Source organism: Sulfitobacter sp. R86518 (assembly GCF_042466275.1).
GTDB classification, from domain to species: Bacteria; Pseudomonadota; Alphaproteobacteria; order Rhodobacterales; family Rhodobacteraceae; genus Sulfitobacter; species Sulfitobacter pontiacus.
On record NZ_JAXHCA010000010.1, the window covers coordinates 20,415 to 42,875 of the forward strand.

Genomic DNA, 22,461 nt, shown 5'->3' on the forward strand with positions numbered 1-22,461 from the left:
ACGGGTTGTTGCGCCTGAAAGTGGGGAATGCCTCGTGAATACCAGATATGTGGCGTCTATGAGTGATCTTGACCAACAACCTGAAGTCGTATCCTAAGGGGTACCTAACAATATCTGGTCCGATCAAGGTTTTGGCCACACAAGCTCTAGCTGGAAAAATAAAGGTACTGGATACTGTCCAGTTGTAAATAACGAGGAACTCTGTGGATACTTACCTGATCAACCTAAAGCGGCGCCCTGACCGACTGTCGGAGGTTTCGCGAAAGATGGCTGAACTAGGGTTGCCATTCAAAATCTTCCGCGCCGTCGATGGCCATGACGATGATGCTAAGCTCCCAGATTTTAATAGACATCTATTTGTGATCAATCAAAAAAAGCAGCCTGTTCGCGGTGAAATTGCTTGCGCAGCCTCGCACATCGCCGTTTGGCGGCAGTTTCTTGAAACAGACGAAGAATATGCACTGATCCTTGAAGATGATATTGATATCGCACCGGATTTGGAGATGGTTCAGAAGCAAATGCCCGGCCTTGGCCTGGATTTCTTGAATCTCTCCTCTAACGCGCCTTACACCTACACGCTGGATGAAGAGACACTCAGTCAACTTGCGAACGACGCAGTTAGAACACGCCCAACGGTGTTTGAACGGTCACGGCGTCGCCTATGGCGCAGGCTTGAATGGCGTAGACGTTGGCGGATTTTTCACCTTCATCCGCTCCCCAATGGCCATGTGGCGTGTGAATGTGATCCGGCTCCGCTACTGGGAAGCGGGTACATCGTTTCGCGTCGTGCGGCAGAGGCGTTTCTGCAGACCACCGAGCACCTCTTCTTTCCGATCGATCTCGTTTGGCGGCATGCCCCGGGCATGCTGCGGCAGGGCTTTTTAGCCCGACCTATTGTGACGCAAACTGACAAGGACTCCGATATTCCGGGGCGCTTTGACCAAGGGAAGATGGCACTGAAATACCGGCTTCTCAGACCCTTCCTAAAAAGCCGAAGACTACGCCGGCGGTTTGATGTACTGCGTCTTTACGGAGTGTTGCGCCACTAACCCGATAGGAAAAGCGAGACCAATGCGAAAGAAACCCGGACGGCTTAGACGGTTTTTATCCCTCAACCAGCATCGCAAACGCTGGGGGGCGCGCAGACATGCGGCGGCGGAACATAATCTAGCCAAGCTCAAAGCGACGATGATTGACGCGGGCGATCCGGTTCAGACGCGAGGGTCAGCGAAATCCATCGACCTGCATCTGCAAAATCTACGGACGGAATTTTCGGGGCAGTCTGCGCTGCTGCTTTATCATGCAGAGTTGATCGTGCTGATCCGGCGCGACCACAACCTGGCTGAAACCTATCAAAAATTCCGCACCCTGTGGATGGCCGAGGGGGACTTCCTGCGGGAGAAACTGAATATCCGCTGGCTTGTCTCAGCCACCGACACATTTGCGGCCCATGATAGCGACATGGCGGTGCGCGCGGTCGCCATGATGACAAGCGCGGTCGTCAACACAGTTAAAATGTACGAAAGTGAACGGTATCTGACGGATACCTTGGACACCACGATGACTCCTACCCATGTCGAGGATGTTCAACACCGGCTCATTCCGCTTTTCGAAGGCATGTCCTGCTTTACCGTCGGAACGGATGACACCCTGCGCAATATGGTCTGGAGGATGGAACCGTTTATGGCGCTTGATCCCGTCGGGCCCATTTTCCAGGAGATCTGGGCACGGCTGCAGATCAATGACACCGCATTTGCGCGCTTCAAGGCACAGCACAAACGGGATAAAACAAGCTGGTGGGACGAGGCTTAGCGCCGCGGCTCTTGAGGGGGCGTATAAAACTCGGCGGGTGACAATGATATCTCGCGGCGTTCGGCATCCACGGCATGCAGCAAGGCCTGCATGCCCATGCGAAGTTGGGCGGCGATGCGGCGCAGCTTGAACCTCGCGGTGGTTGGCTGCCGTGTCGGCACACCGGCCCCGATCAGCGAATGTGTCTTAAGCCCGACAGCAACGCCGTAAGCCTCCGCTTGGTCGATCTGGATCGCGCAGGCCGGTTCGACCTGATAGCTCTTAAGCTCGTAAGCACCACAGATCATCGCATCGGCAAGTGCTGCCCCTGTCTTTGCGCGCTGCAACAGTTTTGCCGCCCCTGACGGCCATAGCACATATGCGGCGGCACCGCTGCGATCCTGATAGAGACGGCGCATAACGTGGTCGTCTGTCAGCGGTTGTGCGTCTTTGGCGACAATCTTCCGACGCTGGCGTACCTCAAGCGTCAGATGGTCGACATCCACCAGCCCGCGACAGGACTTGAGCAATACCTGCGTCGCACGAGAAAGCACGACATCGTCCTCAAGGATCAACGCAGGTTCCCCCAAAGCCGCAACACGCTCCCATGCTGCTACGTGGCTCAGAAAACAAGCCTTCTCGGTTTCCTTAAGCGGGCGTTGCCAACTGGCCCAATAGGCCGCGTTATGCGATCCGCTCTGCGCATCGGGGGTAACGGCTTCGAGCCGTTGATAAGGTAGACCTAGCGCATCCATCTGTTGCGCCATAAAGGCCATACGGTCCCGAGCCGAAGCGACGTTGATGATGATCGACAGTATGAGGAGCCCCTCCGGACAGATGGCGTGCGACTACCGGCTTCTATCAACAGTCACCTCACACGGCAATCTAAGATGATTATTCTCGCCCCCCAGTGATCCTAATGGGGCCGAGGGCGGGAGCGGCCATCAGATCCGCTGCTGCGTGGCAGGCTGTGACACGCGTCCTAAGCCCAGCTCTACCCCTCTTCACCTTCAACACACATGTCATCCTCCAGCAAGATACGCGCGGCATCGCCCTCCAGGTCTTCGTACTGACCACTGCGTAATGTCCACAGGCAGGCGATCAGCCCTGCTGCGCCGAGGCATATGGAAACGGGGATGAGGACAACCAGAATATTCATCGACGCAGCGCATTCAGGACGACAAGGATGGAGGACGAAGACATGACCACCGCCGCCATCAGCGGTGTGGCAAAGCCCATGACCGCGACCGGGATCGCCACGCAGTTATAGGCGGCGGCGAGGGCGAGGTTCTGCCTGATGCGGCTGCGCGCCCGATGTGCCAGGCTCAGGGTCTGTGCGATGGTACCTAGAGTGCCCCCCAGAAGGACACCGTCCGAAGCGACCCTCGCCGCGTCCAGCGCAGAACCGGGGGCGAGCGATGCATGTGCGGCGGCAAGCGCTGCGGTGTCATTCAGCCCGTCGCCCACCATCAGCACCCGCCTGCCCTGTTCGGCCATGCCACGCACCAGATCGACCTTCTCGTGCGGCAAGACGCCGGCATGTATCTGATCAATCCCAAGCTTTGCGGCAAGGGCGGCGGCGCGGGCCGATGTGTCTCCGGTGATCATCGCGACCTGCCACCCGCCGGCGCGAAGCGCGGCGATCAACGCGGCGGTGCCGGGGCGCGGGGTCTCGGTCAGCGGCAGGGGGATGCACCGATCGGGCAGATGAAGCTCGGGCCCGTCCTCTCCGCGCACCAGCCCCACGGGCACACCATTCCAAAGGGCGGTGACCCCCTTCCCTGCGACCTCGACCACGTCGCGCAAATCGGCAGGAGCCCGCCCCGCAAGGGACGTCGCCAGCGCACGGGACGCGGGGTGGTGCGACGCTTGGGCCAGGCTCAAGGCAACTGACGCGGCGTCGGGGTCAAGCGCGGGAAGAACAGCCACCCCTTCGGTCAACGTGCCGGTTTTGTCAAAAACGACCGTGTCGATGTCAGCCAACCGTTCCAGCGCCGTGGGCGATTTCAGCAGCACGCCCGCGCGGAACAAGCGCCCCGTCATTGCCGCCGTCACTGCCGGAATTGCAAGCGCCAGGGCGCAGGGGCAGGTAATGATCAACGTCGCGGTGGCCACGGCAATGGCGTGATGCAGATCCCCCGTCAACGCCCACCAGATCGCGAAAGCCACCGCGGCCAAACCATGCACCACCGGCGCATAAAGCCGTGCGGCGCGGTCCGCGATGCCGCTGTAGCGGTGCTTGCCGGTCTCTGCGACCTCGACGAGGGCCGCCAAACGGCGCAGGGTGCTGTCTTCGGCGCGATGCGTGGCCCGCAGTGTCAGCGGTGCACCAAGGATCACTTCGCCCGCGCAGACCAGATCCCCTGCCGCCAAAGCGACGGGGTCCGCCTCTCCGGTCAGGGCAGAGCGGTCCACCATTGCGGCGGTTTCAGCTATGCCATCCACAGGCGCACGGGCCCCTGCGGCCAATGCGATCCGGTCGTCCGGCATCAGCACGGCGACATCCACGGTTTCGCGCCCTGTCGCGGTCAGTCGGGTGGCGCGCGGCAGTTCCAGCGCCGTCAGCTCTGCTGCGGCAGAACGCGCCGTCGCCCGCGCGCGGTGTTCAAGATACCGCCCCACCAGCAAGAAAAACGTCAAGGACAGCGCGGCATCAAACCATGTATGCGCCCCGCGGGCCGCAAAGGTCTCATAAAGCGATGTCGCAGCGGCCAGCAGGATCGCCAGCGCAATGGGGACATCCATGTTCACCCGCCCCGCCCGCAAGGCCCCCCATGCCGAAGCAAAGAAAGGCACCGCAGAAAACGCCAGGGCGGGCAGTGCTATGGCGGCCGAGACCCAGTGAAACATCACCCGTGTCACATCCCCGGCCCCCGACCAGACCGCGACAGAGATCGCCATCACATTCATCATCGCAAAGCCCGCCACCGCAGCACGGGCCAGAAGGTGCCGCCCCGCGTCGTCATTGGCGGGGCGCAGGGCGGTCGCGTCCAACTCATGCGCGTCAAAGCCTGCGTCGTTCAAGGCCTGAAGGGCGGTGCTGGCGTCACACCCGGGGGCGAGCACAAGGCGAACCCGCTTGGCGCTCAGGTTTACTCTGGCCGCTTTTACAGACGGCAGCTTGGCCAAAACTCCTTCGACCCCCGCAATACAAGCGGCACAGCGGATCTGCGGCAGCGCAAGGTAGACCGCCGCCTCGGTGTCGGCCACGCCCCTGCGCGCGGTGTCGACAGATGGGGCCAGCGCGATACAGCCCGGACAGGCAGCGACGGTCATCGCAGGCCCCGCAGCGGGATGCGGCGCCGAAAGAGCGTGCCGTCAGCGGCCCGCATCTCTATCCGCAGGTTCCAGTTGCCGGGGCCCGACGTGACGGGGGCAACCCATGCGGTGCCGTCCCAGCTGAACGCCGGCGAGATGTCATCCGCCACCGTCGTCGCACGCCCCAATGTGGCAAAGATGATCTCGGGCCTTACCACGCGATTGCCCCGATCTGTCACAGAGAGCGTAAGCATCGTGTCGGTCAGCGCCGTCCGCACGGTCCAGCCCAAAGCTTCCTGTGCAGCGCGGTCGGTGTCGAAGTTCTGCGAGGCGACATAGCTCGACTCGGTCTCTTTGCCGGGGAAAGTCCGCACCGCGTTGAACGCCAGCGCGAGGTTCACCGAGATGATGATCGAAAAGCCGCCGATAAACATCGCCAGCACATGCCAGCCGGTCAGCCGGCGTTCAGTCTGTACTGCGCTCATCAGATCCTTCCTTTCCGTTGAAAATTGTATTGCCATAGGCCCGCTCGCCCGAGGTGACATCTTCGACCCAAAGGCGCAGGTCACTGCGCTGCGCGCGGGCGGCGGCGGTCAGCGGCGGGGCAATCACATAGACGCGTTGCAACCGGCTGGTGTCAGCGGGCACGTTGACCACGGCGTTACTTGCGCCCTCTACCGCCAGTTCCAAAGGACTGTCGGCCACCAGCGACACTCTGAAATCCCGCGCTTCGGTGTGTTTGTTGCGCAGGCGGATGTCATAGGCGTTGCGGATGGACCCGTCCGACAGGGTGACAAAGGTCGGGTTGCGCACCGGCGCAATGGTCATGTCGATCTCGGGCCGTATAAAAAGCGCTACGACCAGCGCCACACCGATGGCGGCCCATGCCGTCGTGTACACAATCGTGCGGGGTCGAAAGATATGCTGCCAAAGCGGCTTGGGCTGCCACGGGGGCAGCGTGGCACCGGCAACGTCACCGGCGGGGGCGTCGGCATACCCCGCGACTGCGGCGCTTTGTTGCGGGGCGGTTGGCGGTTCGTCATCCAGCGCGAGATAGTCAATCAACCCCCGTGGCCGCCCGATCTTGGCCATCACATCGTCACAAGCGTCGATGCAGAGGGCGCAGGTAATACACTCCATCTGTTGACCCTCGCGGATATCGATCCCCATCGGGCAGACGGCGACACAGGCGTTGCAATCGATACAATCCCCCAGCACGTCGCCGCTGCGCGACTGGCGGTCTCCGGCGGAGTTTATATCCAGTGCGGCACCATAGCGCGCCACGGCATCGCCGCTCCCAATCGCGGCGGCGGCGGCTTGCTGGCGCTTCACCCCGCCCTTCCCGCGCGGCTCCCCCCGCCATTTGCGGTAGCCGACCGTCAGCGTGCCCGGATCCATCATCGCGCCCTGGATGCGGGGCCAGGGGCACATGTAGATGCAGATCTGTTCGCGCATGAAGCCGCCAAAGATAAAGGTCGTGGCGGTGAGCACGGCGATGGTGGCATAGGCCACGGGGGCGGCTTGCAGGGTCACGAGGTCGCGCGCGAGACGGGGCGCATCGGCAAAGTAAAAGACCCAAGCCCCGCCCGTCGCCACCGCGATCAGCAACCAGACCGCCCATTTCACCCCCCGCAAGCGCGCCTTGCGCAGGCTCCACGGCGCATTGTGCAGGCGGATACGCGCGTTGCGGTCGCCCTCGATCCAGCGCTCCACGGTCATGAAGAGGTCAGACCAGACGGTTTGCGGGCAGGCATAGCCACACCAGACCCGACCCATGGCAGAGGTAAACAGGAACAGCCCCAGCCCCGCCATGATCAGCAGCCCTGCGACGAAATAGAATTCATGCGGCCAAATCTCGATCCAGAAGAAATGGAAACGCCGGTTGGCAAGATCGACCAGAACCGCCTGATCCGGCAGGTTCGGCCCGCGGTCCCAACGGAGCCACGGGGTGACGTAATAGACCCCCAGCGTGAGGATCAGGATCACCCACTTGAGCCGGCGAAAGAACCCGTTGACCCGGCGGGGAAAGATCGGCTCGCGCGCGGCGAAAAGCGGGGGGGCGGCGTTGGACATGGGCGGGGGGCTCCGGGGTTACGTCTTGCGGCCTACACCCGTGGGGCGCAGGCCGCTTTGATCTGCATCAAACAACAGGTGTTTCTGTGCTGCGGCTCAGTCGGCAGGCGTATCTTGGGCCGTGTCCATCGCGGCCTCGCCCCCGCCCAGACCGTGAACATAGGCCGTCACAGCGCGCACATCGGCTTCGCCCAAACGCGCCTGCCACGGCGGCATGACCCCCATGCGCGGCGTTTTCAGCTGTTGGATGATCGCCTCGTGACTGCCGCCGCGCAGCCAGATCGCATCGGCAAGGTTTGGCGCGCCGATCTCGCGATCCCCAAGGCCTTTTTCACCGTGGCACGCGCTGCAATTCGTGGCGAAGATATCCGCACCCGCTTGGGCCGCTGCCTCGTCATGCGCGAGCCCCGAAAGGCTGCGTACGAAATGGGCCGTGGCGTCCAGTTCCGCAGCGCCCAGCCAGTCAAAGGACGGCATCTGCGAAAGACGCGCGTCGGCGTCATCCTCGTTGCGGATGCCGTGGCGCACGGTATAGGCGATCTCGGCCATCGTACCGCCCCAAAGCCAATCGTCATCCAGAAGGTTCGGATAGCCCGAGGCCACCACACCCCCTGCCCCCGCGCCATGACATTGCGAACAATTCGCCGCAAAGACCGAACGCCCCGCCTGCACGGCGAAACGGTGCAGTTCTTCGTTGTCTTTCAGAACCCCCATATCGACGTTGATCAGGCTTTCTGTCAGATCGGCATTCGACAGATCGACACGCGCGATTTCCGCCGCGACCTCGCCACGGGTGGAATAGCCCAGCAACCCCGCGGTCGCGCCCGAAACCATCGGCCACGCGGGATAGAGGATGGTATAGATCACGCCCCAGACGATGGTGGCGTAGAAGGTCCAAAGCCACCACCGCGGCAGGGGTGTGTTCAGCTCTTCGATGCCATCCCAGCTGTGGCCCGTGGTTTCGGTGCCGGTGGTGGGGTCGATCTTGCGGTTGTCGGTCATTGGCGGGCTCCGTCTTGGCGGGCTTGGTCGGGGTCGTCGTTGCGAAACGGCACATCCGCCGCGTCATCATGCAGCGCGCGCGAGCCGGGGCGATAGGCCCAAGCAATGACCCCCAGAAAGATCAGCGTCAGGATCAGCAAGGCCCAACTGTCGGCCAGTTCACGCAGGAAGGAATAGGTGTCCATGGCGGGCTCCTCAGCGGGTGGCATCGGGCACAAAAGTCGAGAAATCGACCAACGTCCCGAGCATTTGCAGATAGGCGATCAGGGCATCCATCTCGCTGACACCGGGCTGCCCGTCAAAGTCGCGCACCTGCGCACCGGGGTAGCGGTCAAGCAGCGCGTCATAATCCCCCATCGGGTCAACCTGCATGCGGAAATCTCCGCTCGCGCTGGCGATCATCTCGTCGGTGTAGGGCACGCCAACCATGCGGTGGGTCGCCAGCAGATCGGTCACATCCTCGCTTTCCAGCTTGGCCTCCATCAGAAAGGCGTATTTCGGCATGACGCTTTCCGGCACGACCGACTGCGGGTCCATCAGATGGTCCACATGCCACTCGTCCGAATAGCGCCCACCGACCCGCGCCAGATCCGGCCCGGTGCGTTTCGAGCCCCACTGAAACGGGTGGTCATACATGGATTCGGCGGCGAGGCTGTAATGGCCGTAACGCTCCGTCTCGTCGCGCATGGGGCGGATCATCTGGCTGTGGCAGACATAGCAGCCCTCGCGCACATAGATCTCGCGCCCCGCCAGTTCCAGCGGCGAATAGGGGCGCATGCCCTCGACCTTCTCGATCGTGTTTTCCAGCCAGAACAGCGGAGCGATTTCAATGATGCCGCCGATACTGACCACCCCGAGAGAGGCGATCAGCAGCAGCGTCGCATTGCGTTCAAACCGCTGGTGAAAGGTGATCGTCTGCGTCTCGGGCGGCAGCTCGTTGGGGATTTTGCCCTTTTTCATCCCTTCGCTGGCGGTCACCACCTTGGGATCGTCAGCGGGGTCATAATTAGGGCTGTGGGGGTTCTTGGCCATTGATCTTACTCCGCTGGCAGGGCGACGGTGACGGGGCGGGCTTGCGGGGCGCGGATGGTCATCCACATGTTCCAGACCATCACCGCACCCCCCGCGAGGTAGAGCACCCCGCCCAGACCACGGACCACATACATCAGGAATTTGGCTTCGACGGTGTCGGCAAAGCTGTTAACGAGGAAGCCGTTGGCATCGACCTCGCGCCACATCAGCCCTTCCATAATGCCCGAGACCCACATCGACGCCGCGTAAAGAACGATGCCCACGGTCGCGAGCCAGAAGTGCAGGTTGATCGCCGACAGCGAATGCATCTGCGCCCGCCCCCAAAGCCGCGGTGTCAGGAAATACAGCGCGCCGAAGGTGATGAGCCCGTTCCAGCCAAGCGCACCGGAATGCACGTGCCCAATGGTCCAGTCGGTGTAGTGGCTAAGGCTGTTCACCGCGCGGATCGACATCATCGGCCCCTCAAAGGTCGACATCCCATAGAAGGCGAGCGAGGCGACAAACATGCGGATGATCGGATCGGTGCGGATCTTGTCCCATGCGCCTTCGAGCGTCATCAGGCCGTTGATCATGCCGCCCCAACTGGGCATCCACAGGATGATTGAAAACACCATCCCCAGCGTCGCCGCCCAATCGGGCAAGGCGGTGTAATGCAGGTGGTGCGGACCCGCCCAGATATACAGAAAGATCAACGCCCAGAAGTGGATGATCGACAGCTTGTAGCTATAGACCGGACGGCCCGTCTGTTTCGGCACAAAGTAGTACATCATGCCCAGAAAGCCGGCCGTCAGGAAGAAGCCCACGGCGTTATGCCCGTACCACCACTGCGTCATGGCATCCTGCACGCCCGCAAAGACCTGCACCGATTTGGAGCCCCAGATCGACACCGGAATGGCGAGGTTGTTGACCACATGCAGCATGGCCACGGTGATGATGAAGGCCAGAAAGAACCAGTTCGCCACATAGATATGACGCTCGCGCCGGTTCAGGATCGTACCGAAGAACACGGCGAGGTAGGTCAGCCAGACGATGGTCAGCCAGATGTCGACGTACCATTCCGGCTCGGCATATTCCTTCGATTGGGTCGCCCCCAGCAGATAGCCCGTCGCTGCCAGCACGATGAACAACTGATAGCCCCAGAAAACAAACCAAGCAGCGTTGCCGCCCCAAAGCCGTGCCGCCGACGTGCGTTGCACGATGTAAAAAGAAGAGGCGATCAGGGCATTGCCGCCAAAGGCGAAGATCACCGCGCTGGTGTGCAGCGGACGCAGACGGCCAAAGTTGGCATAGGGCTGCGCCCATTCGATATTCAGCGCGGGAAACGCGAGTTGAAAGGCGATGTATGTCCCCGCAAGGAACCCGACAACACCCCAGAACGCCGTGGCAATCACGCCATAGCGGATCGGCCCGTCCATATAGCCCTGCGGCGCTGGCGCGTGGGGCGCGGCGACACCGTCGACCGGCATATTGCTCAGTTGCCAGAAGAACAGGCCGGCGGCGATCACCATGATCAGCAGCGCATGGACCATATAGGCCGGATCCCGCGCCCAATCGGCCGCCAAAGCTGCGAAAAACACAATGAGCGCAAGCACGACCAACTTGAGCGTATCGAACATATCCCGAATCCCCTTTATTTCGGGACAGGGTTCTCATGGCGGCAGGAGCGGTGCCTTGATCTAGATCAAATGCAGCACGGACTTGGCAGGAATTCCAGGGGTGAATCTATCGGCGGGTGCGCGCGCTATGTCAGACCAGCCCCAGATCATTGCGCGAGATAATGGCACCCTTATGCCTGATCACCTGCCCCGCACATCTCTGCGCGGCCGATATAGCGTCCTCGGTCGGCAAGCCGCACAGAAGGCACGCAATATAGGCGCCGTTAAAGGAATCTCCGGCGGCGGTCGTATCGATAATGTCCCTGACCGGGGCCACGGGGAAGGCCGTCAGCTGGCCACCCTCTAGGTGGATCGTATCCGCAGGCCCGTTCTTGACCACAACATGCCCGGCGCCAAGATCGGCATAACGTTTCGCGCTGTCCTGCGGTGTCCGATCGCCAAAGGCCGTTGTTTCATCGTCGAAACTTGGCAGTACAAGATCGCTCAGCCCCGCGGCCCGCGATATGACATCAAGCATCCGGTCTTTATCCGCCCAGAGGTGAGGCCGGATATTCGGATCAAAGGCCAAAAGCCCGCCTTGCTTTTTATGCTCTACCAAACCGGCCAGGAGTGTCTCTAGGTCGTCGGGCGGCAGGATCGCCAGTGTGATGCCCGAGAAATAGACCACATCCGCCCCTGCCACATCGCGCCAAAGCGGGCCGGGGTGGCGCACCATCATCTGCGCCGCCGATGTATCGCGCCAATAGGTAAAGCTGCGCTCGGCCCCGTTCAGCTGGATCGTATACAGACCGGGGCGCCGATCGGCGATGCGTGGCGTCTGCGCGCAGCGGATCCCGCCCGACCGAATAAAGGCCAGCATCTGGTCCGACATAGGGTCCGTGCCAACAGCGGTGTGAAAGGCGACATCCGCATCATCGGCGGAATGCGCCCGTGCGTACCACAGGGCGTTGAATACATCGCCGGAAAATCGTTGCCGCCAAAGGTCGTCGCCCGCCGACGACAGTTCGATCATACATTCGCCGATGCCAAGAAGTGAGGTCATTGCACATGCCTTGCGTGTGTTGATCCGATGTCTGAATGGTCCAGCGCGGCCAAGGCGCCTCTGAGCTCCGCCAATCCTTTGAGCCGCCCCAGATAGGAATAGCCCGGATTTGTTTTCTGCTGCTGTTCGAACGCCAGCAGGTGACCGTGATCCGGCCGCATGGGGATAGCGCGGGCGGGCTGCCCCTGTTCTGCCGCGCGCAGGGCCGCGAGGACCGCAATCATATCGGTGCTCCCCCCAAGCGCTGCGGCTTCATGAAAGCTACCATCCCCCTCGCGCTGCACATTGCGCAAATGGGCAAAGTGGATATGCGCGCCAAAGCGGCGAGCCATGTCGGGCAGATCATTATCCGCACGGGCCCCCAGTGATCCGGTACAGAAGGTCAGCCCGTTCGCAGCGCTCGGCACCGCATCAAAAACAAACGCCAAATCCTGCGTGGTCGAAACGCAGCGCGGCAAACCGAAAAGCGGGAACGGCGGATCATCGGGATGGATGGCAAGCCGCACTCCCAAGGCCTCTGCCTCTGGCACGACGACGCTCAGGAACGCGGCCAGATTGGCCTGAAGGTCGCGGTGCGACAGGGATGCGAAACTTTCGATGCCCGCCAGCAGATCCGCCCGCGTAAACCCTTTCGCGCTACCGGGGAGCCCTGCGATGATATTCGCCTCTAACGCGGCGATCTCGGGCTTTGTCATATGTCCCCACCGCATCTGCGCTGCGGCCAGCAGATCGGGGGCGTGGTCGGCCTGGGCGTTCGGGCGCGCAAGAATATGCACGTCGAACACCACGAAATCCACCATGTCAAAACGCAAGGCCTGCCCCTGCCCGTCGATCTCGAAGCTCAGATCGGTGCGGGTCCAGTCCAGCAGCGGCATGAAGTTGTAGCAGATCGTCTGGACGCCCGCGCGCGCCAGATTGCGCATCGTCTCGATCCATGCCGCGATCTCTGCCGTGGCACCGGCACCCTTCAGCTTGATCGCATCCGGCATCCAGATCAACTCGCACACATCCCAGCTCAGGCCCGCCTCCTCGATCCGCGCCTGAAGGGCCGTGATATCCCTCAGCGGCCAGACCTCGCCGGGGGCGTAGTCGTGCAAAGCGGTCACAATGCCCGACGCGCCGGCCTGCTTGATATGGGTAAGCGTGACCGGATCAGTGGGGCCAAACCAGCGCCATGTTTCTTTCATGGGATATCCTATTCGATCAGATGTCTGCGCCGAAAGGTCATTGGAATGACATCGGCATGAGCGTGCGCGGCAGCCATAGGGCGATCTGCGGGAAGAGAATGACCAGCAACAAGATCACCAGCATCGGGGCCAGAATGATGCAGACATCCCGCAGCACCTTGACCACATTCATCCCCCCGATCGACGCAGAGATCAGCAGACACAAGCCGTAAGGCGGCGTCACCAGACCAAAGGCCAGCGAGATGATCCCGATGATCGCAAAGGCCACCGGATCAATCCCCGCCGCCCGCGCTACGGGCAAAAGCACCGTACCCAGAATGATAATGGTCGGGATGGCATCGATGAACAGACCGAAAAACAGGAACAGCGCCGCAATGATCAGCGACGTGCCAATGACGCCAAGCTCGTGCGCGGTCAGCACGTCCACGATCAAACGCGGCACGTTGTAGAACGCCAGCATCCAGCCAAAAGCCGAAGCCGTCCCGATCGCAAATAGCGAGATCGACGCAAAACGGCCCGTGTCATAGAAGATCCCGCCAAGATCCCGCACCGACACGGTACGATAGACGAAAACCCCAAGGATCAAAGCATAGCCCGCCGCGATGATCGCGCTTTCGGTGGGGGTCACAATGCCCCCCACGATGCCGCCGATCACCAGAACCGGGGTCAGCATCGCCAGCGCCGCGCCTTTGAACGCCGACCAGAACTGCCCGAATGTGGGCCGCAGGGTGACGGGATAGTCGTATTTTTTGGCATAGCCATAGACCGTCGCCATCAGGGCAAAACCAATCAGCAAGCCGGGAATGGCCCCCGCCAGAAACAGCGCACCGACCGAAATCTGCATGACCCCGCCCCAGACTACCATGAGGATGCTGGGCGGAATGATCACCCCCATCACGGACGAACAGGCCGTGATCGCGATGGCAAAACGGGTGTCATAGTCTTCTTTGACCATCGCGGGGATCAGGATCTTGCCGCAGCCCGCCGCATCCGCCGTGGACGACCCCGAGATACCGGCAAACAGCATCGATACGGCGACATTCACATGCCCCAACCCTCCGGGCATCCAGCCAGTCAGCACGCGGGCAAAATCAATCAGCTTTTGCGTGATCAACCCCGAATTCATCAGGTTCGCCGCCAACAGAAAGAACGGCACGGCAAGCAGGATGAACGAGTTATACGACTGGAACATCCGGTCGATGACAATGAAGGGCGTCAGCCGGATATCCAGCATCACAATCGGAATTGTCGCGATCCCCAAGGCAAAGGCGACCGGCACCCGCAGCGCCACAAGCAGGATGAAACCGCCCACAAGAATAAGACAGGCAAGGCCCGTTGAAACGATCATGATACGGCCCGCCCCTCTGTGCGGTAGACCGCAAATGCTTGATACAAACGGTAAAGGGCAAAGACCGCCCAAAGCACACCGGCGATCGGGACAGAGATATGCGTGAACATCAGATTTGCACGCATCATGACCGACGTCTGGTTGCCCCCGAACTTGGCGTAATCAATGCCGTACCATGCGAACAACAGCGCAAAGCCCGCGACCAACCCAAGCACCAGCGCTTGTTGCAAGAACGCCAGCAGCGGATGTTTGGCACCAGGGATGACCTGAACGTCGAAATGCGTCCCCTCCCAAACCGCCAGGGCAGACCCGAGCATCACAACCCATACAAAGATGAACGTGGCCAGCTCTTCGGTCCATAAATAGACGGGGATCACCCCAGTGTAGCGCGCAATGACCTGCAGGCCGACGGGGATCGCCAGTGAAAACATCAGCACCCCCACAACGAAGCGGAGCAAGGATGCGAGCAGTTCCAGACCACGCAGGATCATGTGCTTACCGATCAGCTTGAGTGAAAATAAAATCCCCCTCGGGTCACAAGAACCCAAGGGGGGCATCCGCGGGGATTACTTGGCGCGGACCGCTTCAAGCAGGTCCGATGCACCGATCTCGGCGGCATAGGCATCCTGCACCGGCTTGACCATTTCCAGCATCTTGTCGCGGTTTTCGAATTCGGACACGGTCAGCTGGCCCGCATCGACCATCTCTTGCAGCTTTACGCCGTCCTCGCGCGATTCCAGCTCGCGGCCATAGGCCCCTGCCTCTTCGCCCGCTTCAAGCACGGCGGCCTGCAGGTCTCCGGGCAGGCTGTTGAAGGTCTTGCCGCTCATCACGATGGGGCGCACGGTGATCGAATGGCGCGTCAGCGTCAGGTTCGGGGCCACCTCGTAGAACTTGAGGTTCTGAATGCTTGCGGCCTCGTTCTCGAATCCTGCGATGACGCCGGTCTGGATGGCGTTGTAAACCTCGTTATAGGCAATCGCCGACGGGGCCGCCGTCAACGCCTGGAAGATCTGCGCCTGGATCGGCGCGCCCATGACCCGCATCTTGTGGCCCTTCAGATCATCAAAGGTCACAACAGGGTTTTTGGACAGCAGATTGCGCGTGCCCCCGCCGGTGTAGCCCACGATCTTGATATCCGCTTTCTCCAGCAGCTCGTCCTCCAGCGGCGCAAGCACATCGCTGGACAGGACCGCATTCCAGTGGTCCAGATCGCGGAACAGGAACGGCATGTCCATCAGCGGGATGGACGGGGCGAACTTGGCCATGTTGGACGGCGCAAGGATCGTGTAATCAATCGCCACCCCCTGGTTCAGGAAGGTGACGTAATCGCTTTCGACGCCAAGCTCGCCGTTCAGACGCAAGTCAAACGTTACATCGCCGTCGTATTTCTCGCCGACCAGTTCCTCGAATTTGCGCAGTGTTTTGGTAAAGGCGTGTTCTTCGTCGAACATGCTGGCCCCCCGCAGAACCGTCTCGGCCTGCGCGGTCGCGGTAAAGAGCGTCGCAGCAACGGCGGCACCCGAAACAAGCTGTGCTGTCTTGGTGAAAAAGTGACATGTTAGTCCTCCCTGATTGTTGTCTGACCAGATACGTGCCTGACCAGATTCTCCCTGACGTGAAATATGTCGTTAGTATTTGTAATGCGTCAAGTTTATTTGTAATTATTTGTATATCTCAAGTTTATCAGCGGCTTACCCCCCCGCGCCGCTGCCCCGCAGAGGGTCAAACGACCGGCAGCAGCTCTGCCGGCAGGTCTTGGTAGCAGACAGGACGCAGGAAACGGCGGATCGCCAGCGTCCCGACCGAGGTCGCGCCAAAGTTGGTCGACGCGGGATAGGGCCCGCCGTGGACCATCGCCCCGCTGACCTCCACGCCCGTGGGAAAGCCGTTGGCCAATATCCGCCCCGCCTTGCGCTCTAACACCGGCATCAAGGCCTTGGCGGCAGCGGTATCGCCCGCGTCCATTTGCAACGTGCAGGTCAACTGCCCGTCCAGCCCTTTAGCAACCGCGGCCATCTCATCCGCATCGGCCACGCGCACAATAATGCCAAGCGGCCCGAAGACCTCATGCGCCAGCGCGTCGCTGTTCAGCCAATCGGTGCCAGAGACCTCGAAGACAGCGGGGGTGACACGACGCGCCTCGCCCCGATCGGAAGAGACGAGCGCGCGCGTACACCCCGCGCGCGCGATACGATCACGCCCGTCGAAATAGGCATCGGCGATCCCCGCCGTCAGCGTTGTTTGGGCAGGGCTTTCGTACAACGCGGCAACCGCGGCATCGCGGAAGGCATCGGCACCGGGGCCGTCGGTGACCACCACCACGCCCGGGTTCGTGCAGAACTGCCCTGCCCCCATCGTCAACGACGCGGCCCACCCCGCGCCGATCTCTGCGCCACGGGCGGAGGCTGCGGCGGGCAGTATAAAGACCGGGTTGATCGACCCAAGCTCGCCAAAAAACGGAATGGGTTCGGGCCGCTGCGCGCATAGATCAAACAGCGCCCGTCCGCCGCGCAGTGATCCGGTAAAGCCGACGGCCTTGATCAACGGATGCTGCACCAGCGCTTGCCCGACCTCTAGCCCGCCCCCCTGGATCAACGAGAATACGCCCGCGGGCATGTCGCAAGCTGTAATGGCGGCGGCAATCGCTGCGGCCACGACCTCTGCCGTGCCGGGGTGCGCGTGGTGCCCCCTGACAACCACCGGACAGCCCGCCGCCAAGGCCGATGCCGTATCCCCGCCTGCCGTCGAAAAAGCGAGCGGGAAGTTCGACGCCCCGAAGACCGCAACAGGGCCAATCGGACGCTGGAACATCCGCAAATCGGATCGCGGCAAAGGCGTGCGATCCAGCAAGGCCGCATCATGGCGCGCGTCCAGAAACTTGCCTTCAAGGATATGCGTCGCGAACATGCGCAGCTGACCTGATGTGCGCCCTGTTTCACCGCGCAAACGTGCGTCTGGCAGGCCGGTTTCCTGGGTGCCGATCAGGGCCAATGTGTCGATACGGGCGTCAACCTCATCCGCGATCGCATTCAGGAAGGCCGCGCGATCCTGCGCTGTGGTGGCGCTGTAGGCGTCAAACGCATCCTCGGCAGCCTGCGCGGCGCGGTCTACCAGATCAACGGTGCCGGCGGCGAAAATCCGTGGCTCCCCTTCGGCGGGGTCGGATGAAAATTGCTCTGCCGCGCCGGTCCATTCGCCTGCGATCAGGTGTTTGCCCATCAGTTCCATGCTGCGTTTCCTTTAGCTTCTGTCAAAAATCCGGCGGCCGCGTGCATCCGCAGCCGCCGGTCGTGTCGTTGTCAGGAAAACAGCATGCCGCCGTTGATATCGACGTTGGCACCTGTGATGAACGCCGCATCATCCGACGCAAGGAACACCGCCAGCTTGGCCACATCTTCCGAAGTTCCCTCGCGTTTCACGGGCGAGACATTGGCCACATGGGTGCGCACTTCGGGTTTGGTAAAGATGTTGTGGAAATCGGTATCGATCATCCCCGGGCAAAGCGAATTCACGCGGATTTTCGGACCAAGCTCTTTCGCCAGACCCCGCGTCAGCGTCATCAGCGCCCCCTTTGATGCGCCGTAAGCCGAGGCACCGGGCCCGCCGCCATCGCGACCGGCCTGCGACGCGAGCCCGACAATCGACGACCCTTCGGTCATATGGGGCAGACATTCACGCACCATCAGCACAAAGGATGTCAGGTTCACGTCCATGACCGACTGCCAGTGATCCAGCGTCATCTCCGACATGGTGACCCGCGCGACCAGCCCGCCCGTGACGTGGACAAGCGTATCGACCTGTCCGAATTCCTTGACGGTCTTTTCTACCAACGCGGCAACATCGGCCTCTTTGGTCATATCGCCCTGCAGCGCGAAGGCATTGCCGCCCGCCGCCTTGATCTCGGCGACGGCGCTGTCGGCCCCTTCAGAGCTTGCCATATAGTTGATCGCCACATTCGCGCCCCGCGCCGCGAGCTCAAGCACGCAGGCGCGGCCGATATCGCGGCCACCGCCGGTTACAATTGCGGTTTTCCCTTTGAGGTCCATGATCGTCTCCTGAATATAAAATTCTGCGGAGGAACCTGACCGAGCAGTGCTCTCCGCGTCTCCCTTCGATGCACAATGGGGTTCAAGGGCGGCGATGCACGCCCAACAACTGCATTATCCGTCCCCTTGCTTAGGGCAAACCTCAGGGCGCGACAATACAAATTATTACAAATGTAGAGATTGGTAAGTCGAGAAGGCCTTTGGCCCCAGCGGAAAAGCCCGAGAAAACAGTAGAATATGCGTCATATCAAGCACAAAGCCCGATGAGAATCGCTGCGGCCTACGGCACGCCTCTCACCCAAATCTGTTGACAACATCCAATAATAGTTACAAATTATTACATCTGATTAAAGCCGGGGGGAGGCATACCAATGGACACCACAGCAGACGCATCACAGGGCTGGATGACATCGGGCCCCGGCGCGCAGCGGCGCATCTTGTGTCAGGACAAAGCGCTGATGATGGTAGAGTTCATGTTCGAAAAGGACGGCGTCGGCGTGCCCCATTCGCACCCCCATGTGCAGACGACCTTCGTGTCCTCTGGCCAGTTCGAATTCACCGTTGGGGGCGACACGCAGATCCTGAACCCCGGCGATGCGTTGATTATCCCGTCGAACGTCGAACACTCCTGCCTGTGCTTGCAGGCGGGGAAACTGCTCGACAGTTTTGCACCGCGGCGGGATGATTTCATGGCGGCCCACGGGCTGCCGCTAGAGTAAGCGGTTAGCCTTCGAACACACGGTTCTTTGCATTCTCGACATGGGCGCGCATGGCGGCGCGGGCTTCGGCCTGATCCCGCGCGATGATCGCGGCGAGGATGCGGCGGTGTTCTTGCTGGACAAGCTCCATCCGCTCGCGCGGTTTGCTGAGCGACAGGTTCCGCGTCAGGTTAAGGCCAGTCAGGATGTTCGACTTCATCGAGGTGCGCGCAGTTGCGAAATACTGGTTGCCGGACGCCTCGCAGATCGCCTGATGAAAGGCCTCGTCCGCTTCGACGCCCAACTCCCCTTCGCGAATGCAGCGGTCCAGCTCCTTGAAATGCGCGCGCAGCTTGGCCAGATCCGCTTCTGTATGGCGCACGGCGGCGAGGAACGCCGCCTCCCCCTCGATCGCGGCGCGGAATTCGAAGGTGCGCTGGATATCAGCGATGGACCCCACGGGCGCAAAGGTCAGCACCGCCGTATCGGGGCGGCGCTGCACGAATGACCCGGACCCCTGCCGCGACACGACCACCCCGTCTTCGCGCAGCTGCTTGAGCGCCTGACGCAGCACCGGCCGGGACACCTCCAGCATCTCGCTCATGGCGTGTTCCGTCGGCAGCTTATCCCCGACCGCGGTCTCCCCGCTGGAAATCATCGCGAGGATTTTCTCGTAGGCGTGATCCGCGAGCGTGCGTTCCTTGGCGGGCTTGCCCATGGCGGAACGGCTCGCTTCTGCGCCTGCTACCGGTTGTTTTGTTCCCGCCATGCTTTAAATTCGTCCTTCGTTGCCGGATCTGTCGGTGGGTAAAGCCCAAAAATCGAAGCACCATTTTGCACCATTTCCAGAACGAAGTCTTCGAAAACGGTCATCTCTTCGGTTTCTGACGCTATTTCTGCCACCAGATGCTTGGGGATGCAAACGACGCCTTCATTGTCGCCCACGATAATATCACCTGGAAAGACGGAAACACCGCCACATGCGATAGGATCATTGATCGCGACGGCGTGGTGTTTGGTCAGGTTTGTCGGCGCACTGGGGCGCGTGTGATAGGCGGGCATCTCAAGCGCCGAAATCTCGGGCGTGTCGCGGAACCCCCCGTCGGTGACGATCCCCTTGCAGCCGCGCTTCATCAATCGGGTGGCCAGAATACACCCCGCCGAGGCCGCCGTTGAATTGCGCCGCGAGTTGATCATGAAGACGGACCCGGGGGGGCATTCCTCTACGCCCTTGCGCTGCGGGTTGGCACGGTCCGCAAAAGACTTTAGCCCGTCCAGATCCTCGCGCGCGGGAATATAGCGCAGGGTATAGGCCGGCCCGACCATATTCGGCCCGGGGTTCATACGGTACGGCCCCTGAATAAAGACGTTACGAAAGCCGCGCTTGAACAATGCGGTGGTCAGCGTTGCCGTGCTGACATGCATGAGCTTTTCAAGGAGTTCTGGCGTCGGTTCAGTCATGGTGAATACTTTCTACTATGGTATTTCGGGCGTTTTGAAAGGCGTGAATAAGGTCGGCTCATTCAAGCAATGAGGGCAGGAACAGCGACACCGCGGGGACATATGTGACCAGCAAGAGCGCCATCAGAATGGCCAGGTAGAAGGGCCATATGGTCCTGAGCGTTTCCTCGATCTTGACCCTGCCAACGGCACAGCCCACGAACAGGCAGGTGCCGACAGGGGGCGTGCACAGACCAAGCCCGAGGTTGACCAGCAGCATGATCCCGAACTGGGTGGGGTCCATGCCAAGATCGCGCACAATGGGCAGGAAGATCGGGGTGCAGATCAGGATCAGCGCGGCCATATCCATGATCATCCCCAGCACCAGCAGCATGATGTTGATCATCAGCAGAACGGCGATCTTTTCTTCCGAGATGCCAAGCATGAAGCTGCTCAGCTTTTCGGGCACCTGATACAGCGCCAGAAGATAGGCAAATGAACTGGCAAAGCCGATCAGCACCATGACCATCGCAGTTGTGCGCACGGCAGAGACGACGGCGGTCTTGAACCCGTTCCAGTCAAGGCTGCGATAGACGAAATAGGTCAGCAGCAGCGCATAGATCGCACCGAAGGCACCAGATTCAGTCACGGTGAAAATACCCGACAGCACCCCGCCTACGATAATTACAGCCGTCACCAGACCCGGCAGCGCATGCAGCGATGCAACGCCGACCGCACGCCAGCCGGGGAAGGGTTCCGCCGGATAGTTGCGTTTGATCGCAATGACATAGGCCGCCACCGCAAGGCACAGACACATCAGCATGCCGGGCACCACCCCCGCGAGGAACAGCTTCGAGATCGAGATCCCCCCGCCTGCGGCCACCGCAAAGATAATCATATTGTGGCTGGGCGGAATAACGATGCCTGCAATCGATGATGTAACGGTCACGTTCACCGCGTAATCGGAATGATAGCCACGTTCCTTCATGACAGGGATCAGAATAGACCCGAGCGCCGAGATATCAGCCACAGCCGATCCCGAAATTCCGCCGAACAACATGCTGGAAAAGATGTTCACCGATGCCAGACCGCCGCGCACGTGACCCACAAGGGCCGAGGCGAACTTGACCAGACGCATGGCGATACCGCCGTGCAGCATCAGCTCGCCTGCGAAAACGAAGAACGGGATCGCCAGCAGCGAGAAGACAGAGATGCCGGAAACCGACCGTTGAAAGGTGATCAGCAGCGGAAAACCTTCGTACCAAAAGGCGGTCAGGGCTGCGATACCCATTGCAAAGGCGACGGGGATACCGATCACGACGGAGACACCGAAAATGCCAAGAAGGATTGTCAGACCCATGATTAAAACAGACCTTTTTCATGATAGGGTATACCGCGCAGAAAACAGGCGATCCGAAACACCGCGCGCAGTCCGGCAAATAGAAAGACAAGCCCGCCGCACATCGCAGCCGACAAGGACCGGAAGCTTTCAGGGATGTTCAGCATGGGGAGCATTGTGCTCCACCCGAATTTCACCAGTTCAATACTTGCGACCAGCATGATCAGGCCAAAACCGGCAAGGACGATATCAATGACGAGTTTCAGGAAATTACTGACCCGCCAGCCCATCATGTCGCGGAACAGCGTCACCCCGAGATGTGTGTTCTCATGGATCCCGACCGCCGCGCCCAGATAGGTCACATAGCAGATCAGCAAAAGCGCCAGCTGTTCGACCCATGTCGGCGTGACGTTCAAGACATAGCGCCCGAACACCAGCCAGCCAAAGGTCGCGATCAGCACGACGATGGCGATAGAGGCCGCGAGCATGCAAAGAAAACTCAGCCCGTCGAGCGCACGCTCGGTATGCTTCATCCAGAGGGGTGCGTGTTCCACGGCCCTATTCCTTTGTGAGAGAAAGGGTGCGC

The 22,461-nt window shown here is 60.9% G+C and carries 23 protein-coding genes; 3 read left to right on the forward strand and 20 right to left on the reverse strand.

All coding sequences use genetic code 11. The annotated features are described in order from the left end of the window. Positions 1–203 precede the first annotated feature (203 nt). Both SJY36_RS18185 and SJY36_RS18190 read left to right on the forward strand, forming a co-directional pair. Positions 204–1,049 carry a glycosyltransferase family 25 protein gene (locus tag SJY36_RS18185; protein ID WP_037966532.1) on the forward strand — a complete coding sequence of 282 codons (846 nt, stop codon included), beginning with the start codon at positions 204–206 and terminating at the stop codon, positions 1,047–1,049. Between the two features lie 22 nt (positions 1,050–1,071). After that, positions 1,072–1,812, forward strand: coding sequence for a hypothetical protein (locus SJY36_RS18190; protein ID WP_386176788.1), 741 nt, complete (start codon positions 1,072–1,074; stop codon positions 1,810–1,812). On the opposite strand, the gene SJY36_RS18195 is transcribed toward SJY36_RS18190, so the two are convergent. The 16 genes from SJY36_RS18195 to SJY36_RS18270 all read right to left on the reverse strand — a co-directional run bounded on the left by SJY36_RS18195 (position 1,809) and on the right by SJY36_RS18270 (position 18,398). Further along, entirely contained in the window at positions 1,809–2,630 is an 822-nt protein-coding gene (locus SJY36_RS18195; RefSeq protein ID WP_386176874.1) for a glycosyltransferase family 25 protein, read from the reverse strand. The two genes, SJY36_RS18190 and SJY36_RS18195, sit on opposite strands and share 4 nt — an antisense overlap. A 155-nt stretch (positions 2,631–2,785) precedes the next feature. After that, the gene (ccoS, locus tag SJY36_RS18200; protein WP_386176789.1) at positions 2,786–2,950 is read right to left on the reverse strand and encodes a cbb3-type cytochrome oxidase assembly protein CcoS; all 165 of its coding nucleotides are present in this window, start codon (positions 2,948–2,950) and stop codon (positions 2,786–2,788) included. Beyond that, complete coding sequence (locus tag SJY36_RS18205) at positions 2,947–5,067, reverse strand: heavy metal translocating P-type ATPase (RefSeq protein WP_386176790.1); 2,121 nt, start codon at positions 5,065–5,067, stop codon at positions 2,947–2,949. Before SJY36_RS18205 ends, ccoS begins: the two co-directional genes overlap by 4 nt. Continuing rightward, positions 5,064–5,534 carry a FixH family protein gene (locus SJY36_RS18210; RefSeq protein ID WP_386176791.1) on the reverse strand — a complete coding sequence of 157 codons (471 nt, stop codon included), beginning with the start codon at positions 5,532–5,534 and terminating at the stop codon, positions 5,064–5,066. Before SJY36_RS18210 ends, SJY36_RS18205 begins: the two co-directional genes overlap by 4 nt. Continuing rightward, on the reverse strand, positions 5,515–7,122 hold the full coding sequence (ccoG, locus tag SJY36_RS18215) for a cytochrome c oxidase accessory protein CcoG (protein WP_386176792.1): 1,608 nt from the start codon (positions 7,120–7,122) through the stop codon (positions 5,515–5,517). The genes SJY36_RS18210 and ccoG overlap by 20 nt, the downstream gene beginning before the upstream one ends. A gap of 96 nt (positions 7,123–7,218) precedes the next feature. Next, positions 7,219–8,124 (reverse strand): cytochrome-c oxidase, cbb3-type subunit III, encoded by a 906-nt coding sequence (ccoP, locus tag SJY36_RS18220; protein WP_386176793.1) that lies wholly within the window; start codon positions 8,122–8,124, stop codon positions 7,219–7,221. Then, on the reverse strand, positions 8,121–8,309 hold the full coding sequence (locus tag SJY36_RS18225; RefSeq protein WP_005848929.1) for a CcoQ/FixQ family Cbb3-type cytochrome c oxidase assembly chaperone: 189 nt from the start codon (positions 8,307–8,309) through the stop codon (positions 8,121–8,123). The genes ccoP and SJY36_RS18225 overlap by 4 nt, the downstream gene beginning before the upstream one ends. 10 nt (positions 8,310–8,319) lie before the next feature. After that, the gene (gene ccoO / locus SJY36_RS18230; RefSeq protein WP_386176794.1) at positions 8,320–9,156 is read right to left on the reverse strand and encodes a cytochrome-c oxidase, cbb3-type subunit II; all 837 of its coding nucleotides are present in this window, start codon (positions 9,154–9,156) and stop codon (positions 8,320–8,322) included. A gap of 5 nt (positions 9,157–9,161) precedes the next feature. Beyond that, entirely contained in the window at positions 9,162–10,772 is a 1,611-nt protein-coding gene (ccoN, locus tag SJY36_RS18235; protein ID WP_386176795.1) for a cytochrome-c oxidase, cbb3-type subunit I, read from the reverse strand. A 130-nt stretch (positions 10,773–10,902) separates the two neighbouring features. After that, the gene (locus SJY36_RS18240) at positions 10,903–11,814 is read right to left on the reverse strand and encodes a sugar kinase (protein WP_386176796.1); all 912 of its coding nucleotides are present in this window, start codon (positions 11,812–11,814) and stop codon (positions 10,903–10,905) included. Next, positions 11,811–13,001: a mannonate dehydratase gene (uxuA, locus tag SJY36_RS18245; protein ID WP_386176797.1), complete on the reverse strand. Its 1,191-nt coding sequence runs from the start codon at positions 12,999–13,001 to the stop codon at positions 11,811–11,813. Before uxuA ends, SJY36_RS18240 begins: the two co-directional genes overlap by 4 nt. Before the next feature lie 37 nt (positions 13,002–13,038). After that, positions 13,039–14,349, reverse strand: a complete 1,311-nt coding sequence (locus SJY36_RS18250; protein WP_386176798.1) for a TRAP transporter large permease — start codon at positions 14,347–14,349, stop codon at positions 13,039–13,041. Beyond that, on the reverse strand, positions 14,346–14,840 hold the full coding sequence (locus tag SJY36_RS18255; RefSeq protein ID WP_005848940.1) for a TRAP transporter small permease: 495 nt from the start codon (positions 14,838–14,840) through the stop codon (positions 14,346–14,348). Before SJY36_RS18255 ends, SJY36_RS18250 begins: the two co-directional genes overlap by 4 nt. A gap of 75 nt (positions 14,841–14,915) precedes the next feature. Beyond that, positions 14,916–15,803 carry a TRAP transporter substrate-binding protein gene (locus tag SJY36_RS18260; protein ID WP_386176799.1) on the reverse strand — a complete coding sequence of 296 codons (888 nt, stop codon included), beginning with the start codon at positions 15,801–15,803 and terminating at the stop codon, positions 14,916–14,918. Between the two features lie 271 nt (positions 15,804–16,074). After that, positions 16,075–17,580, reverse strand: coding sequence for an aldehyde dehydrogenase (NADP(+)) (locus SJY36_RS18265; protein ID WP_386176800.1), 1,506 nt, complete (start codon positions 17,578–17,580; stop codon positions 16,075–16,077). Positions 17,581–17,651: 71 nt separating this feature from the next. After that, the gene (locus tag SJY36_RS18270) at positions 17,652–18,398 is read right to left on the reverse strand and encodes an SDR family NAD(P)-dependent oxidoreductase (protein WP_005848946.1); all 747 of its coding nucleotides are present in this window, start codon (positions 18,396–18,398) and stop codon (positions 17,652–17,654) included. Positions 18,399–18,769: 371 nt separating this feature from the next. Here SJY36_RS18270 and SJY36_RS18275 point away from each other — a divergent pair, with 371 nt between their 5' ends. Continuing rightward, positions 18,770–19,117: a cupin domain-containing protein gene (locus SJY36_RS18275; RefSeq protein ID WP_005848947.1), complete on the forward strand. Its 348-nt coding sequence runs from the start codon at positions 18,770–18,772 to the stop codon at positions 19,115–19,117. 4 nt (positions 19,118–19,121) lie between these two features. Here the strand turns inward: SJY36_RS18275 and SJY36_RS18280 are convergent, their stop codons facing one another. From SJY36_RS18280 to SJY36_RS18295, 4 genes are read right to left on the reverse strand one after another with little or no spacing between them, the layout of a single operon-like run. Continuing rightward, positions 19,122–19,865 carry a FadR/GntR family transcriptional regulator gene (locus tag SJY36_RS18280; RefSeq protein WP_386176801.1) on the reverse strand — a complete coding sequence of 248 codons (744 nt, stop codon included), beginning with the start codon at positions 19,863–19,865 and terminating at the stop codon, positions 19,122–19,124. Then, positions 19,841–20,557 carry a ribonuclease activity regulator RraA gene (locus SJY36_RS18285; protein ID WP_386176802.1) on the reverse strand — a complete coding sequence of 239 codons (717 nt, stop codon included), beginning with the start codon at positions 20,555–20,557 and terminating at the stop codon, positions 19,841–19,843. Before SJY36_RS18285 ends, SJY36_RS18280 begins: the two co-directional genes overlap by 25 nt. Before the next feature lie 58 nt (positions 20,558–20,615). Beyond that, a complete protein-coding gene (locus SJY36_RS18290; protein ID WP_005848953.1) occupies positions 20,616–21,896 on the reverse strand; it encodes a TRAP transporter large permease in 1,281 nt (426 codons plus the stop codon). Positions 21,897–21,898: 2 nt separating this feature from the next. Continuing rightward, the gene (locus SJY36_RS18295) at positions 21,899–22,429 is read right to left on the reverse strand and encodes a TRAP transporter small permease (RefSeq protein ID WP_288960115.1); all 531 of its coding nucleotides are present in this window, start codon (positions 22,427–22,429) and stop codon (positions 21,899–21,901) included. Positions 22,430–22,461: the final 32 nt, after the last annotated feature.